Source organism: Escherichia sp. MOD1-EC7003, from assembly GCF_002965065.1.
Lineage (GTDB): Bacteria > Pseudomonadota > Gammaproteobacteria > Enterobacterales > Enterobacteriaceae > Escherichia.
This window is the reverse complement of the sequence record NZ_PTRE01000101.1, coordinates 1-478: the sequence shown is the minus strand read 5'-3', so window position 1 is coordinate 478 and position 478 is coordinate 1. Positions and strand designations below refer to the sequence as shown.

Here is a 478-nt window from a genome sequence, read left to right as displayed (position 1 = left end):
CGAACGGGGAGGAGCCCAGAGCCTGAATCAGTGTGTGTGTTAGTGGAAGCGTCTGGAAAGGCGTGCGATACAGGGTGACAGCCCCGTACACAAAAATGCACATACTGTGAGCTCGAAGAGTAGGGCGGGACACGTGGTATCCTGTCTGAATATGGGGGGACCATCCTCCAAGGCTAAATACTCCTGACTGACCGATAGTGAACCAGTACCGTGAGGGAAAGGCGAAAAGAACCCCGGCGAGGGGAGTGAAAAAGAACCTGAAACCGTGTACGTACAAGCAGTGGGAGCCCCACCACCAAAGCGTTTCGCTTTGTGTGGTGCACAAAGTAGCGTAACGACAGCACTGAATGACGGTTAACGGAGCGTAAGCGACGTTCAACATCAAAAATCAGGCAGTGGAGCGCTTTGGGGTGGGGTGACTGCGTACCTTTTGTATAATGGGTCAGCGACTTATATTCTGTAGCAAGGTTAACCGAAT

Annotated in this window: 1 rRNA gene; it reads left to right on the top strand. The window is 52.3% G+C overall.

What is annotated here, in order from left to right:
* Positions 1-478, top strand: a 23S ribosomal RNA gene (locus A7090_RS17940); the annotation flags it as partial.